Consider the following 15967-nt stretch of genomic DNA (forward strand, 5'->3'; position numbering starts at 1 on the left):
AGCCACTGTGTTAGATGGCTTCACCGTCTTGTAACAAGTGGTATCCTCCTCAACTAATGACTAACAACAAATGACTCATGACTAATGACTGATGGCTAATGATTCATGAGTAAAACTTATAAAGCAACTGGTATTAATCTAAAAACTCAGGTGCTGGGAGAGTCGGACAGAATAGTGACAATTTTGACACGAGAGTTCGGTCTGATTAGAGCCGTTGCGCCAGGCGCACGCAAACACAACTCTAGCCTTGGTGGTCGGAGTGGAATGTTTGTGGTCAATGAACTACTGATTGCTAAAGGGCGATCGCTCGATAAAATTACTCAAGCACAGACGTTAAAAACGTATCCTGGTTTAGCTAAAGACTTAGGAAAATTAGCCGCAGGTCAGTATTTAGCAGAAATAGTCTTATGTCAGGCTTTGAGTGAACAACCTCAAGAGGAACTTTATGAGTTACTCAATGAATACCTTCACCACTTAGAAAGTCTACCGAAAGCCGCAACATCAGCTGTTTACGCATCTCTTGCTCTTGGGGTGTTTCAACTTTTAGTCTTGGCGGGACTAACGCCTCAAGTCCAAGTATGTTGTTTAACTCAAGTCTCCCTAAAGCCAGACTTTGCCAATCCCAACTGGCAAGTGGGATTTAGTGTTCCTGCTGGTGGGGTGATTTGTTTGGAGGCGTGGGAAAATTTACGCCGAAAACAAGAGATAGAAAGGTGGGAAAATAGAGAGTATTCCGAGTTTTCACCATCAGCAAATTTTCCTATCCCTGGCTACGAGAAGGTTGTCCATCGACAAGAAATTCCAGCAATTTCTTATCGTCTGAGCGCTAGAGAATTCGCTCTGCTCCAACAACTGTCACAACCAGAGATAATGCAAATTGATGGAATTAGAGATAATGGCTGGTTATCTATTGAGCAGGTTTTACGTCAGTATGCTCAGTATCATTTAGACCAATCTATTCGCTCCGCAACCCTGATCGATTCTTATTTTGCTGCCAACCATGATGCAACCATCTGATTTGGATAGAAAAATCCTACCTTTATCACCAAGCCATACCAAAAAGCAGAGTAGGCCAACAACCCCTACTGTGACTAATAATGTGAAATCAGTTCCTCCATCTACAAATAGTCAAATTTACAACCACGAAATTTCCAAACCAGATATTTCGATCAATGGTCAACAGCGGACATCCGAAAAATTAATCAATGTTGCCCCTAGCAACAAGGAGCATAATTTGCCAGTAGACGCTGCGCCAGAAAAAGCAGCTGGGAACGGCTCTGATAGTGAAGCGAAATCAGGGAATGTACAACGGCAGGGATTCTTCCCTGTATTAAAAAATCCTAATTTCCTCGCACTTTGGGGTGGTCAAGTATTTTGCCAACTGGCGGATAAAGTATATCTAGTATTAATGATTGCTTTAATTAATACGCAGTTTCAAGTAGGTAGTCAAAGCATTAGTGCTTGGGTATCAACGTTAATGATGGCATTTACAATCCCCGCAGTATTGTTTGGTTCTGTAGCTGGGGTGTTTGTAGACCGTTGGTCGAAGAAAGCCGTTTTGGTAGCAACAAATATTTGGCGTGGTATTTTAGTTTTCGCAATTCCTTTTTTGTTGTGGTTAACTCATGATTGGCAACCAATCGGAGTTTTGCCAGTAGGTTTTGCCATTATTCTGGGCGTGACTTTTTTAGTTTCTACACTGACACAGTTTTTTGCCCCAGCAGAACAAGCGGCAATTCCTTTAGTTGTGGAAGAACAGCATTTACTGTCGGCTAATTCCCTTTACACAACAACGATGATGGCATCGGTGATTATTGGATTTGCTATAGGGGAACCAATTTTAGCGATCGCAGATAGTATCTGGGCGCAGTTTGGTGGTAGTAATGGACTGGGTAAAGAAATTTTAGTGGGTGGCAGTTATGCGATCGCTGGCATAATTTTAATGTTGCTGTCCACAAAGGAAAAACCCCACCCCCCCGATACCGAATTTCCTCACGTTTTCTCAGATTTAAAAGATGGTTTTGCTTACCTCAAAGATAATCACCACGTTCGGAATGCTTTAGTGCGACTGATTATTTTATTTTCTGTCTTTGCCGCCTTAACTGTTTTGGCAGTGCGGATGGCAGAGGTAATTCCTAACTTGAAAGCCTCACAATTTGGCTTTTTACTAGCAGCAGGTGGTGTGGGGATTGCTGCTGGGGCGACAATTCTCGGTCAGTTTGGGCAACGCTTCTCCTATTCTCAACTGGGGTTGTATGGTTGTTTAGGAATGGCAGCATCTTTAATTGGTTTGGCCTTATTTACTACACAATTATGGCTAGTCCTATTATTCATAGCGATATTAGGTATTTTTGGGTCATTAGTGGGAATTCCCATGCAAACGGCGATTCAAACAGAAACTCCCCCAGAAATGCGTGGTAAAGTTTTTGGACTGCAAAACAATGTAATTAATATTGCTCTGACCTTACCTTTAGCACTAGCGGGTGTAGCGGAAACCTTTGTCGGATTGAAAGCTGTTTTTTTGGGATTAGCTGCGATCGTCTTTTTTGGTGGTATCTTAACCTGGTATAACTCACGTCAGTATTTATAAACAGATTGCTGCATCACTTGACAAAATCCAGAATTTATTATTGACTTTGATTTCATGGTAAACTGAACTCAGCAATAATTGAGTGCCTAACTCGCTGGGAATAAACCTGAGATTACGTCGAACTAAGTTGTATTCCAAGTGAAAAATTAGCAACTTATTCATTTAAATAAACCAAACCGAAAATCTATTGTTTTCATTAGCTGATAGGCAGTTTGATCAATAGCTTATATCGGTGTTTTTGAGTTCAGCATCATCAAGTAATATCAGGAAAAATTAAATACAGCTGAGGCGCAAAACTAATAAATGAAACTAGCTTTCTTATAACTAACTTTAAAGAATGCGTATAGCCTGGATTGGAAAAAAATCACCCTTTTGTGGCAATGTCACCTACAGTCGAGAGATAACGAATGCTTTATTAGATAGGGGTCATGAAGTTAGTTTTCTTCACTTCGCCCAAGAAGAACCCGAACCAGACAACTGGCCAAAATTCCAAGAAGTATCTTTACCTTTCATTTATAAGTCTCAAGTTTATACAATTCCGGCGCTCAAAGCGACAAAAGTTTTAACAGAATCCTTAAGAGAAATCAAGCCAGATATAGTTCACGCTTCCTTAACTTTATCGCCGCTTGACTTTGTTTTACCAGAAATTTGCGAACAACTAAATTTGCCTTTAATTGCCACTTTCCACACACCATTTGCAGGTAAAGGGGCAAAACTCATATCAGGAACTCAACTGATAGCCTATCAGTTGTATGCACCTTTTTTAGATAACTATCATCGGGTGATTGTATTTTCGCAAATTCAGAGAGAACTACTTGCACGTATGGGTGTGCGGGAAGAAAATATCGCCGTTATTCCCAATGGAGTAGATACAGTTAAATATTCTCCAGGATATTCCACCATTAAAACCGAATTTAAAGCTGAACGCTTATTTGTCTACCAAGGAAGGATAGCCCCAGAAAAAAATGTTGAAGCTTTGCTGCGGGCTTGGAAACAGTCAGATATGGGGACAGAAAGTAAGTTATTAATTGTTGGAGATGGCCCTTTAAGACCTTCTTTAGAGCAATTTTATGGTGCAGAATACGGCATCTTTTGGTTAGGTTTTGTGGCAGAAGAAGAAAGACGAGTAAACATATTAAGGGGTGCAGATGTATTTATTTTGCCTTCTTTGGTAGAAGGATTGTCTCTGTCTTTATTAGAAGCAATGTCTAGTGGAGTAGCTTGTATAGCTACAGATGTAGGTGCAGATGGAGAAGTATTGGAAAAAGGGGCTGGTATAGTATTAAGTACGAAAACAGTGCGATCGCAATTGAAAACCCTTTTACCACTATGCCAAGACCATCCAGAGTTAACAACTCTACTAGGACAAAAAGCGAGAAATCGTGTTTTAGAGCGATATACATTGGATAAAAATATTACACAGCTAGAAGAATTGTATAAGGAAGTTTTACTACAGCAACCTGTACATCTTAGCTGGGGAGCCTAAATTTGTGCGATTTTTGAATATCTATTAGAGACCAGCCTAAACTTGTGGGCTGTTGATAAACTCGCTTCAAAGTATTGACATCTCTAGCTGAAATATTCGGTGGGTTGCGAACTTGGGAAAAATATAAAGCATCAGTTTGTGATGGACTATGACCCCAAATTCCCAAGGCGTGGCCAAGTTCATGGCGTGCAGCAGCAACGACATAATTACCTGTCTGACTAGGACTCAACAGAATAGTAAAACGGTGCAATAAAACGTTGTTTTTGGTATACAACTGGTATGTAGTTAAAGCAGAACGCGCACGGGGGATTTTTCTATCTGCTGAAAGCTTTAATGGCGGAGCTTTTCGCTCAATTTTGATATCAGCAATTTCTGGCTTTTCTACTAATGTTAAAGGCACATAAACACTCCATTCCTGTACAGCCTGCACAACACTTTTCACCCATGTTTCTGCTTGTTGATTACTAATAGTTTTTGGTCGTTCTACATAAACTCGAACTGGAAATTGTGACCAAATTAAATAACCCACTTCAGTTGTTACAACTTGAGAAAAGTAATCACCACTATTTTGACTATCTTTCCACTGAAGCAGTGTAGCTGGTAAGGGATGAAGTCTTGGGGTAGGTAAAGATACTGCGCTGGATGGAAAGTTCGCCAAAATAATTAACAGCCCTGTACTTATAGTTAATACAAGGGCTGTTAGGAATTTTCTAATATTTAACATCGGGTTTAGGGTGATTTTCCCCATTTCCCTATCCTTATTTAGGTAGCCAACCTGCACTTAAAACCACTGTTAAACCGAGAAAAATTACTGTCAAAGCCCAAGTAATTCGGTTTAAGGTGTTTTCTGCACTCTTGGTACTGCTAAATAATTGGGCTTGTCCACCAATAGCACCAATGCCATCACCTTTAGGGCTGTGCAGCAATACTAAAACAATTAGTCCGAGGGCGGCTAATGCCCAAACAATTTGTACGATATTTGCAACTGTCATGTTAGCAATCTCATTTATAGTGGTTTGAAAAAAGATGTTAGAAGTTATGGGTTAAAAAGGTTCTAGTGTATTACTTTTAACTCTTAACTCCCAAAATTCTTGCCATAATCAGCAGTGCAGAATGAAGCTGAGTGAAGTCAGATGACTCAGCACTCAGCACTCAGCATTTTTTACATACCAATTGGCATAGGGGTACGATCGCGTTTTAAGTCAAATTCGATTGGTTTGACGAGCGATCGCCCGGTCATTTCTGGTGGCTGAGGCAGCTGTAAAATGTCCAGAATGGTAGGTGCAATGTCGGCCAGCTTGCCATCGCTACGCAGTTCGACATTTGTTCCATGTCCCGGAATTTTCGCTTTTTCGCCTTCCACCAAAATCAACGGTACTGGGTTGGTAGTATGCGCCGTCCAGGAATTACCCTCTTCATCTAGCATATACTCAGCATTGCCGTGGTCGGCGGTAATAATTGTTGTCCCACCGGCCTTGATGATGCTTTCTAAAAGGCGACCCAAACAGCGATCAACTTCTTCAATTGCGGTGATTGTGGCTGGTATTTGACCAGTATGCCCTACCATGTCTGGGTTAGCATAGTTAATCACAACAAGAGAGTATATGCCTTTTTTAATGGCGGCGATCGCTACATCTGTGACGGCTGCGGCTGACATAATTGGGGCTTTGTCGTAGGTCGCTACCATTGGACTGCTGACAAGTTCTCGGTCTTCCCCTGGAAAAGGTTCTTCTAAACCGCCGTTAAAGAAGTAAGTAACGTGGGCGTATTTTTCGGTTTCCGCAGTACGCAACTGTTTCAGACCATGATTAGCAATGACTTCACCGAGAATATTAGTTAAATTCTGCGGCTCGAAAGCTACTGTTACTGGTAGGTCTGAATCGTACTGGGTAAAAGTAACAAAGGATATTGGCTGAATTTGCTGGCGTTCAAAGCCTGTAAATTCAGAACTGACAAAGGCTTGAGTCAATTGTCTAGCACGGTCAGGGCGGAAGTTAAAAAATATTACCCCATCTCCTGGTTCAACTGCACCAGGAGCAATGCGAACTGGGTTAATAAACTCGTCTGTCACCCCTTCGGCGTAAGATGCTTGCAAGACTTGTACGGCTGTGCGACCATCGCCTGCACCATCTTGGGTCATGACATCATAAGCCCGTTTGACTCGATCCCAACGACGATCGCGATCCATCGCGTAGTAACGGCCGCTGAGGGTAGCGATGCGTCCAATTCCCACACGATCGATGTAATCTTGCAGTTGTTGAATCGCTTTGATCCCTTCGCTGGGGGAAGTATCCCGACCATCGGCGATCGCATGGATACAAACTTCTGAAATTCGCTGTTCCTTGGCTAAGTCAAGTAGTCCGAACAGGTGGGTGATATGCGAGTGTACCCCTCCATCAGAACAAAGACCCACTAAGTGCAACTTGCCATTTTGAGAACGAACTTCCTGGCAAATTTTGACCAGTGCAGGGTTACTGAGGATTGAACCGTCTTCTACTGCATCGGAGATGCGTACAAGCTCTTGTGGAACAACTCGCCCAGCGCCAATATTCAAATGACCAACTTCTGAGTTACCCATTTGACCATCTGGCAAGCCTACGGCTTTTCCTGATGTGCGGATGAGGGTGTGCGGGTACGCCACCCACAAGCTGTCCATAATAGGCGTTTTCGCCGCCACAATAGCGTTTCCTCGCGTCTCCTCGCAGTAGCCCCATCCGTCTAAAATGACTAGCACCACAGGAGCAACAGGTGCCTTGGTCATAATAAAATTGCCCTTTACTTTTTGTAATACCCGAATGATACCACTGCTAACCACAGCTGCAAGTGAATTTCTGCTTATTAACTTGTTTTATAACTTATTGAGAGATTTTTTAGATTTTTTTAAATTTTTGCAACTGTTACATATATTTTGTGATATTCCATGTTGGTTAATTAGTTAGTAGTAAAACTAGGGTGATACTACTAACTTGATATTTTATTTTTTCTTACTGCCAGCCTTGGCTGCTTTGGCTGCTTTCTTAGCAGCTTTTTCCGCAGCTATCGCATCTAATTTTGCTTGTTCTTTCTCTTCGGCGATTTTATCCAGGTAGTAGTGATAATCTCCTAAATAAACGCGGAATTCACCATCCCGAATTTCCACAATTTTGTTAGCTACCTGAGAAATAAAATAACGGTCGTGGGAAACTACAATTGCTGTCCCATCATAGTTTTGCAGCGCTTCTTCCAACATTTCTTTTGCGGGAATATCTAGATGGTTGGTAGGCTCATCTAAAATCAGCAAATTGGCTGGACGCAAGAGCATTTTTGCCAAGGCTAAACGTGCTTTTTCTCCCCCACTTAAGGCTTCAACACATTTAAATACAGTGTCGCCAGTGAATAAGAACTTGCCGAGGAGGGTGCGGACTTCTTCGTTTTTCCAGTCAGGAACTTCATCATGAATAGTTTCCATAACTGTCTTTTTCAAGTCTAAAGCTTCGGCTTGATTTTGCTCAAAGTAACCAGGAATCACATTATGGTCGCCTAAGCTAACACTGCCTTCGGTGGCTGGTTCCGTACCCATAATTATTCGCAATAGGGTAGATTTTCCCGCACCGTTGGGGCCTAAAAAGGCAATGCGATCGCCTCTTTCAATCAGCAGATTCGCTCCCAGAAATAAGATTTTATCATCGTAGGTATGAGTTAAATCCTTAATGGTCACAACTTCCCGTCCACTGCGAGGCGCTGGGGGAAAACGAAAATGCAGAGTTCTAACTCCACCAATGGGTGCTTCGATGCGCTCAATTTTGTCTAGTTGTTTTTCCCGGCTTTTGGCTTGAGTACTGCGGGTAGCACTGGCGCGGAATCGATCAACAAAGGCTTGCTGTTTCTCAAGTTCTTTTTGCTGACGTTCGTAAGCGCTCAGTTGTGCTGATTGATTTTCGGCTTTTTGTTGCAAGTACGCCGTGTAGTTACCCAGGTAAGTGCTAGAAACGCCGCGTTCAGTTTCGACAATTTGCGTACAGAGGCGATCTAAAAATTCGCGGTCATGAGAAACTATCACCATCGGCGTTGTTAAGCCTTTGAGGTAAGTTTCTAGCCACTCGATGGTTTCTAAGTCTAAATGGTTTGTTGGCTCGTCTAACAGCAGTAAATCCGGTGCTTGCAGCAGAATTTTACCTAAACTCATCCGCATTTGCCAACCACCAGAAAAAGCACTAACGAGGCGATCGCCATCTTCTTGCTCAAATCCCATCTCTGGTAAAATTTTGCCGATGCGTGCTTCTAAACCGTAACCATCCAAAGCTTCAAACTGACGCTGCAAACGATCCAACTTGTTAATCAGTCGATCCAGTTCCTCTGGTGTCGCAGTTTGCATATCGTGTTGCACTTGCGTCAGAGATAACTGTACTTCGTTTGCTTCTTTAAATACTGTCCAAAATTCTTCTCTAACGGTGCGGCTGGGATCGACTTCAAACTCTTGATTGAGGTAAGCGATATGTAAACTAGCAGGACGAATGATTTCGCCAGCGGTAGGTTCCATTTCCCCAGAGATAATTTTCAACTGGGTAGATTTTCCCGCACCGTTAACGCCGACTAAGCCAATGCGATCGCCTGGTTTGACTTCCCAGTTGATATCCTTGAGGACTTCGCCTGTTGGATAAATTTTACTGATATGTTCGAGTCGCAGCATCGAGTTTCTCTCAGGTAGGAAATAGATGGTTAAGGACGAAGTACCAACACCGTGTCCAATATTAACAAAAATTAACCAAGAATTCCTCCTAGTAAGTTGTAATTAACCTCAACTACTACTGAATTTTGGTTACTTACAAATTTTGTGCAGCTTGCTTTACTTCTTCAATACTTAAACTAAGCTCCTCCGCTACTTGTTCCACTGTCAAACCCAGTTTCAAAAAGCGAGCGACCATTCTTAGCTTTTCTTGGCGCTGACCTTCTTCGATTCCTTCTTGCTTACCTTCTTCCTTCCCTTCCTGAAAAACATCCTGAAAATATCTGGTATTTTTTAATTCACTGATGCTAAACATTTTCTCCATCTCCTCTTTAGTCATCGTGGGAAACTTGTATAACAAGATAGTCTCTATTAATTGTAATAATTGCTGTTGTTTTATTGGTGAGTTTATTTCTAATCTTGTCCTTTCTACTAACTCCCTAGCCTCTATGATTGCTGTGTCTTCAGATGTGACAATTAATTTAACAGTTGCAATGCCAATTGGTAGCGACGGTTCAGAGCTTAATTCATCCAGATAAATACGCCTAACTCGCTGACTGATAAAAAATTCTCTGTAGTGTTTGATATCTCCTGTGTCTACACTTCTGCTTGGGTATAAAACAACAGCACTCCAATCATTGATAGGTTGATTTTGACGCAAATACAAGCATATTTCGGCAATCAAGCGCGAATAAATATTTGTATCTGCTTGAAACTGCACTTCCACAAAGTAAATAGGCTGATCAATTTCAACATTTGGAACAAATACACCATCAATTCTGAATGCTGTTTGTTTAATTTCAACTGACGAAAATTGGTAAATACTAGCAGTATCAGGAGAATTCCCAATCAGATCAAAGAAGATATCGGGAAATTCTTGAAATAGGCGATAAAATACGCTGTCTGTTTTCACAGATGGAGAAGAGTAGATAATTTTACATAAATAATTATGTACCTGTTTGGGCTTCTCCACCATCCCGCACTTCTTGGACGCGCTCTTTGGATATTCCTAATACTCGTGATATCGGCGCTAACAAATTATCATCAATAGCTTCTCCCGCATAAATGTTATTGAGTTCTGTAGGAGAAATTTTAAAGGTATCGCAGAATTTAGCAAATTCCTGATTGTTGAGGTCAAGTTCTTTTTGTCGCTCTTGTAGTAAAAGTGCGATCGCTCTCGTCCCATATTTAGGACGTTCACTAACTTTTATATATTTTTGTACTAAATAATTAACCTTACTTGTATCGCCACCAGTCTTTTTTAGTAAATCACCACAAGCTTTTTTGAGAGCTTTTTTTAAAACCTCTTCTTCATTTAAAAAATAAAGAATTTCATTCACATATTCTTGCTTAAAGAAACCAACTAAACTACCTTTATGATAAATAGGTATATAAGATGTTTCTGGATCAGATTGCCAATCCGAAGGCTCATTACGTAGCAAAGACATAGCTGCACCTATAAAAATTTAATGCTCACCATTTTAAAACTATTTATACTGACTCGCCAGTCGTAAAATTTAGAGAAATAACTCCTGGTTTAGATACCCGACTCCTTAAAGAAGTCGGGTATCTAGTTCTTCATAAAGGGCATTTAGCGATTTTATGAGGCTTTTGTTAGTTATTCAATCATAGTGGGCATACTGTAAGTAGTATTTAAACAGGGTAAACAGTATGTTGACAACAACGTGGCAAGAAGAAATTGCATCTCTAAAACAAAACTTGAGCAAGGAAATTAAGAAAATTTCAAGTAATACAAATATTAATATACCTAATCATATTTGTATTAATAACCTGAAATCTAAATTAGAGCGATTAGATGAAATTGAAAAAATACTTAGTATTGATAAATATAAAATAGCTTTTATAGGTACTATCGGTAAAGGAAAGACGACAGCTATCTGTCATTTATTTAATTTAATCAGTGAATTCAAAGTTTCCAAGACTAATGCTGCTGGGAAATCTCGAATTGTAATGGAAACCAAAGAATTACTCTCCACGGGTTCAGGTAAAACTACTATCTGTGAAGTAATTATCAAATCTGCGGAAAATACTTATATCGAGATAGAGCCTTATACAATCGATGAAATGGAAAATCTTATTTTTGAATTCTGCGATTATATTGCAGAACAAGATAAAGACAATGATCAAGCAGAGCAAAAAATAATTATTTCTAAAGAAGTTGAAAGAGCTATTAGGAATGTTATAGATATGAACTTACACTATAAAAAGATTTATGATGGAAAAAAAAAGAAAACAGAAACAGTTGATTCAGCAAAAGAAGAGTTTGATAAATTAGGATTAGATGAATTTAAAAAACTTGCCTTGAGTAATGCAAATCTTGAATCTAGAAATACAACTCTAATTGACTTTGATAATCAAATTGGTGAGCAGGATTGGATAAAAAATACCTTCGCCGCCATTAATAATGGCGAGTTAAAAGAATTTGCTGTCCCCAGAAAAATATATCTTTATGTCAGCCATAATATTTTATCTGGGTCAAACTTATTTCAGTTTGATTCAGTTGTTGATACGAAAGGACTTGATGAAAATCCTATTCGTAAAGATTTGCAGAAATATATTGAAAACCAAGATACTATCTGTCTTTTTGTAACTCCCTTCACTGATGCACCTGAAGCTAATATTAGTAAATTAATAGGTTATTATTTAACATCTAAATCTAAAGATTTTCATCATAGATTTGTAACGTTGGTATTACCTCGTAAAAGTGAACCTGAAAAAGTAAACCAATGCGATGGCGATTATGATACAGGAGTTCAAATTAGAAAAGAGGAAATTCATGCAACATTCAAAAGAATTAACTTAGATTTTTACCTCGACAATATCTTATTTTACGATGCTTTGAGATATTACCGTGATGATATAGTTAAGTTAAATGAAACCTATGAACAAGAAGATATACAAGAAGATAAAAATTTATTTATCGAAGCTATAGCAGGTGTAATTGAACGTAGAAAAGATATTTTATTAGAGGAAATTAAGGATATTAAAGAAAGCTTTACGAGAATAAAGAATGGCGATGCTTTGACAATTTTTGAAATCAACGCTATTAAAAACGCTATTCAAAAGATAAAAGATTTACGCTATTTAAATAAAAGAGTACCTAGTTTTGTTTATCAAGAGTTTATTGATAAATACATTGAATACTATCGTAATGTTTATAAAGCATGGAATACCAAGCACGCTATACATAGCAACTTCGGTTACTATGAACCAAGAGATATAGATATTTATTACGATATGAAAGTTGTTGCAGAAGGAATAGATGAAGATGAAATGCTGAGAAAGTTTACCAAACAAGCAAAACAGGAATTAGAAACAATCCTGAATGAGCTTAAATCTACAAATGAGTCTTTAAAGACGCTGATTCCTGAATTAGTTATACAATTTAACTTATTTTATGATGACTTCATAAGTGACGTAGGAATAGAAATTGAACAGGAAGCTATCAGAAAATTATCACCTCAAAGCAAAGACTCGGATTTTTGGATGGCTCTAATTAATGAAAAGGGTAAGGTAAGGTCTCCCGGTGAAAAATATGGGGATAATGTATGCCAAACCTTTAAGTATAAACTTGAAACCGATCAAAGCTTAAATATATTTTTAGAAATTAAAGCAGGGCAGTATTGGGCAGAATTAGTGACTAGAATATTAAGCTTTTTTGGAGAAAAATAAACAACCAAATTCACTTTGCTTTAAGTACAAAGGGACACAACAATATTGTGTCCCCAAAGGCAATTTATAAATAAACAAACTCTACTATATATGGCAACTTTAAATGAAGAAGTATCCAAAATACTAAACATATACAAGAGAAACTATACAAAATATACAAAATGTTTGATTAGAGGGAAGGAAATTGTTATTGATGGAAGACCAGAAGAAAAAGTTAGACAATTATTTATATATTTCCTAGTAAATAAAAGGAACCTATTTCCCAATAAAATTAATATAAAAGTTGAATCTAATAATCATGACATAGAAATATATAAAACTGTAATAAATACATATTTTAACCCATATTGTCCTCCGATAATGATTGTGGAAGTCAAGCGAGAAGATGAAAATTTATCTAATCACAAGGCGCAGATTGAAAGATACTTAAAAAAATCTAGTGCAGAAATTGGTATTTTATATAATTACTCTGAAATTATTGCCTATACAAAACAAGATGGAGTATTTACCAGTAAATATTTGAATAGCCTTGACGATGTACCGCCTTTAATATTGCAAACTTCTAATACGTTAGAAAAGGACACATCTGAATTTAAAAAAGCTATAAATGGAAATTTTGAAAGTTTTACTTATCTTGTTAAGAAATATGGAAAATATAAGCTAAACACAATAATTTTTAAGCTTAAAGAAGAAGAGTTACAAATATCAGGCTATTTTTTTGAAATTCAAAATGAAAAGGTTTATTGCTATGTATATGGTAAATCTCCTAAAAAGCAGCAAAGCTTTAATTCACAGGAATTTGATAAACTAATTTCTATCACTTATGGGAAAATATAAGACGCTCAAACTAATGCTTGATACCTCATTAAAAAACCGCCTGTGCATTAAAGATAAAAACACACCAGACGGTTTTCAGTTAAATTAATTTTTAAAACAAAGGTTAGTTCATATTCCCAGAAGTTGCTAACTCCGCTAAACGTTCTTGCTGATCTTGAGAGATGCAAGATTGAATTACCGTCTCTAAATCACCTTCAAGAACAGGGTTTAAGGAGAAGTTTTGACCTAAGCGGTGGTCGGTGACGCGGTTATCTTTATAGTTATAAGTGCGGATCTTTTCCGATCGCGATCCTGTGCCAACTTGCGATCGCCGCATCGAAGTTACTTCTTCTTGTTGTTCCCGTAACTTCATTTCGTACAGTTTCGCCCGCAAAATTTGCATCGCTCGTTCTTTGTTTTGCAACTGGCTGCGCTCTTCTGTACAGAAAATTCGTATTCCTGTCGGTTTGTGCATTAAGTCAACGGCTGTTTCCACTTTGTTGACGTTTTGTCCGCCAGCACCACCAGAACGAGCCGTGGTCATTTCAATATCTTTGGGGTCAATGTGAATTTCCACCTCATCCACTTCTGGCATAATTGCGATCGTGGCTGTAGATGTGTGAACCCGTCCACCAGCCTCGGTGACTGGTACACGCTGTACGCGATGCACTCCAGCTTCAAACTTTAACTGGCTGTAAACGTTGTCACCTTTAATTTCGAGAATAACTTCTTTCCAACCGCCCATTTCTCCCAAAGATTCGCTCACCAGCGAAACTTTCCAACCTTGAGTTTGAGCATAACGAGTGTACATCCGCATCAAATCGCCAGCCCAGATACTCGCTTCATCACCACCAGTCCCAGCGCGAATTTCCAACATGATATTTTTTTCATCGTTGGGATCGCGGGGCAGTAATAATACTTTTAAGCGAGCTTCTAAGTATTCTATTTTTTCTTCTAATTCACTAACTTCCAGTGCTGCCATTTCTTGCATTTCTTGGTCACTGGCTGCTTCTTTATAAACCTGACGCGCCCCAATTAAGTCTTCTTGGGCTAGTTTCCAAGTTTCATAGGTATTCACTACCTCTTCTAAAGAAGAACGAGCCTTAGCTATTTGTTGATACTCATCAGGATTTTTCGCGGTATCTGGGTCAGCAAGGCGGCGTGTCAGTTCATTAAAGGTTTGTTCAACAGATTTTAATTTCTCCAGCAGGTATGATTCAGCCATAAAAGCGATCGCTCCTTCAAATAACAACTTGGCTCAAAAAATGACAATCGACCCAGCATTCGCAGGGTCGTCGTTAACAGCAGAGCCAAACCGCTACTTTTTCTTTTTGTCGCCGGAGCCTTGCTCGCTTGACTTGCCGTATTTCCGCAGGAAGCGTTCTACGCGACCTTCAGTATCGATAATCTTTTGAGTACCAGTATAAAAAGGGTGATTTCCAGACCAAAGGTCAACGTGTAATTCTGGTTTAGTAGAACCCACGGTCATGACAACTTGACCGTTACAGTAGACTTTAGCTTCTGGATACCACTGGGGATGAATATCAGGTTTAGCCATTGTTCCTTTTGTGGTGAATCTATATAAATTATAACTTTTTGATCGAGTTAAAGATGAGGGGGCGGAAGTCAAAAGGGAAAACGCTTCTGGCTTTTAACTCCGAAGGAGTTCGCCACCTGCTCCAAGTTGGGAAACCCGCCCAACGCAGCGACTCACTGCTGACTTTTGACTTTTCCATACCCAACCCAGTAACTTATCGTTTTGAGTACTGAGGAGCTTTCCGAGCTTTGTGTAAACCATATTTTTTACGCTCTTTAGCTCTAGGATCACGAGTTAGATAACCTTCGGTTTTTAAAGGTGAGCGATTTTCTGGGTCTAGTTGGCACAAAGCGCGGGCAACACCCAAACGGATAGAATCAGCTTGACCAGTTAAGCCACCACCTTCAGCTTTTACCAAGATGTCATATTCGCTTTCTAGTCCTAGTGTTTCTAAAGGGGCTTTGATGACTCCCAAATAATTCGCATTAAATTGAAAGTATAAATCCCCTGATTTGCCATTGACTGTTAGTTGACCGCTACCAGGAACAAGACGTACTCTTGCTACTGCTGACTTCCGACGGCCGGTACCCCAATACACGGCGCGACCGCTATTTGCTTCTGCTACTACCATTAACTTTGTTCTCCAGGAATTGTACTAATCTTTAATTGTTTGGGTTGTTGAGCTTCGTGGGGATGAGTAGGCCCAGCGTAAACTTTCAGCTTAGTAAATAAATGCTTACCCAAACTATTCTTAGGTAACATACCCTTAATCGCGTGTTCTACAATTCTTTCGGGTATACGCTGTTGCAGCTTGGCAAAAGTTTCAGTCTTCATCCCACCAGGACGACCAGAATGGCGACGATAAAGTTTTTGAGTCCGCTTTTTACCTGTGACTGCGATTTTCTCGGCGTTGATTACAATCACAAAGTCACCAGTATCTATGTGAGGTGTATATTCAGGTTTCTTTTTGCCTCGGAGAATCATGGCAATTTCGCTGGCGAGGCGACCAAGACGTTGGTCAGTAGCATCTACTATGTACCACTCATGCTCAAGAGAATCTTGAGGTGGAAGGTAGGTTTTACTCATGTTTGTTTGTCCTTTGTCATTTGTTATTTGTCATTTGTTATTTGTCCTTTGTCA

Annotated in this window: 15 protein-coding genes; 5 read left to right on the forward strand and 10 right to left on the reverse strand. The window is 39.4% G+C overall.

The genetic code is table 11. The features are described 5' to 3' along the window. Nucleotides 1-105: 105 nt before the first annotated feature. The 3 genes from recO (at nucleotide 106) to NOS7107_RS12785 (ending at nucleotide 4076) form a co-directional block, all read left to right on the forward strand. Nucleotides 106-1017, forward strand: coding sequence for a DNA repair protein RecO (recO, locus tag NOS7107_RS12775; RefSeq protein ID WP_015113391.1), 912 nt, complete (start codon nucleotides 106-108; stop codon nucleotides 1015-1017). Next, nucleotides 1004-2590: an MFS transporter gene (locus NOS7107_RS12780; RefSeq protein ID WP_044499945.1), complete on the forward strand. Its 1587-nt coding sequence runs from the start codon at nucleotides 1004-1006 to the stop codon at nucleotides 2588-2590. Before recO ends, NOS7107_RS12780 begins: the two co-directional genes overlap by 14 nt. Before the next feature lie 337 nt (nucleotides 2591-2927). Further along, on the forward strand, nucleotides 2928-4076 hold the full coding sequence (locus tag NOS7107_RS12785) for a glycosyltransferase family 4 protein (RefSeq protein ID WP_015113393.1): 1149 nt from the start codon (nucleotides 2928-2930) through the stop codon (nucleotides 4074-4076). On the opposite strand, the gene NOS7107_RS12790 is transcribed toward NOS7107_RS12785, so the two are convergent. The 6 genes from NOS7107_RS12790 to NOS7107_RS12815 form a co-directional block, all read right to left on the reverse strand. Then, nucleotides 4060-4824: a peptidase gene (locus tag NOS7107_RS12790; protein ID WP_015113394.1), complete on the reverse strand. Its 765-nt coding sequence runs from the start codon at nucleotides 4822-4824 to the stop codon at nucleotides 4060-4062. The genes NOS7107_RS12785 and NOS7107_RS12790 overlap by 17 nt on opposite strands. 10 nt (nucleotides 4825-4834) lie before the next feature. Beyond that, entirely contained in the window at nucleotides 4835-5068 is a 234-nt protein-coding gene (secG, locus tag NOS7107_RS12795; protein ID WP_015113395.1) for a preprotein translocase subunit SecG, read from the reverse strand. 170 nt (nucleotides 5069-5238) lie between these two features. Further along, the gene (gpmI, locus tag NOS7107_RS12800) at nucleotides 5239-6837 is read right to left on the reverse strand and encodes a 2,3-bisphosphoglycerate-independent phosphoglycerate mutase (protein ID WP_044500769.1); all 1599 of its coding nucleotides are present in this window, start codon (nucleotides 6835-6837) and stop codon (nucleotides 5239-5241) included. 213 nt (nucleotides 6838-7050) lie between these two features. Then, on the reverse strand, nucleotides 7051-8745 hold the full coding sequence (locus NOS7107_RS12805) for an ABC-F family ATP-binding cassette domain-containing protein (protein WP_015113397.1): 1695 nt from the start codon (nucleotides 8743-8745) through the stop codon (nucleotides 7051-7053). Nucleotides 8746-8878: 133 nt separating this feature from the next. Then, a complete protein-coding gene (locus NOS7107_RS12810) occupies nucleotides 8879-9694 on the reverse strand; it encodes an Rpn family recombination-promoting nuclease/putative transposase (protein ID WP_044500770.1) in 816 nt (271 codons plus the stop codon). A 34-nt stretch (nucleotides 9695-9728) separates the two neighbouring features. Continuing rightward, nucleotides 9729-10229, reverse strand: a complete 501-nt coding sequence (locus tag NOS7107_RS12815; RefSeq protein ID WP_015113399.1) for a hypothetical protein — start codon at nucleotides 10227-10229, stop codon at nucleotides 9729-9731. Between the two features lie 223 nt (nucleotides 10230-10452). On the opposite strand from NOS7107_RS12815, the gene NOS7107_RS12820 reads away from it, so the two are divergent. Both NOS7107_RS12820 and NOS7107_RS12825 read left to right on the forward strand, forming a co-directional pair. Then, on the forward strand, nucleotides 10453-12474 hold the full coding sequence (locus tag NOS7107_RS12820) for a hypothetical protein (RefSeq protein ID WP_015113400.1): 2022 nt from the start codon (nucleotides 10453-10455) through the stop codon (nucleotides 12472-12474). Between the two features lie 90 nt (nucleotides 12475-12564). Continuing rightward, on the forward strand, nucleotides 12565-13311 hold the full coding sequence (locus NOS7107_RS12825; RefSeq protein WP_015113401.1) for a type I restriction enzyme HsdR N-terminal domain-containing protein: 747 nt from the start codon (nucleotides 12565-12567) through the stop codon (nucleotides 13309-13311). A 103-nt stretch (nucleotides 13312-13414) separates the two neighbouring features. Here the strand turns inward: NOS7107_RS12825 and prfA are convergent, their stop codons facing one another. The 4 genes from prfA to rplM form a co-directional block, all read right to left on the reverse strand. Then, nucleotides 13415-14515 (reverse strand): peptide chain release factor 1, encoded by a 1101-nt coding sequence (gene prfA / locus NOS7107_RS12830; RefSeq protein ID WP_015113402.1) that lies wholly within the window; start codon nucleotides 14513-14515, stop codon nucleotides 13415-13417. Between the two features lie 93 nt (nucleotides 14516-14608). After that, complete coding sequence (gene rpmE, locus NOS7107_RS12835) at nucleotides 14609-14848, reverse strand: 50S ribosomal protein L31 (RefSeq protein ID WP_015113403.1); 240 nt, start codon at nucleotides 14846-14848, stop codon at nucleotides 14609-14611. Nucleotides 14849-15041: 193 nt separating this feature from the next. Then, nucleotides 15042-15458: a 30S ribosomal protein S9 gene (gene rpsI, locus NOS7107_RS12840; RefSeq protein WP_015113404.1), complete on the reverse strand. Its 417-nt coding sequence runs from the start codon at nucleotides 15456-15458 to the stop codon at nucleotides 15042-15044. Beyond that, nucleotides 15458-15913 carry a 50S ribosomal protein L13 gene (gene rplM / locus NOS7107_RS12845; RefSeq protein ID WP_015113405.1) on the reverse strand — a complete coding sequence of 152 codons (456 nt, stop codon included), beginning with the start codon at nucleotides 15911-15913 and terminating at the stop codon, nucleotides 15458-15460. The genes rpsI and rplM overlap by 1 nt, the downstream gene beginning before the upstream one ends. Nucleotides 15914-15967: the final 54 nt, after the last annotated feature.

It is taken from the genome of Nostoc sp. PCC 7107 (assembly GCF_000316625.1).
In the GTDB taxonomy this organism is placed as follows: Bacteria; Cyanobacteriota; Cyanobacteriia; order Cyanobacteriales; family Nostocaceae; genus Nostoc_B.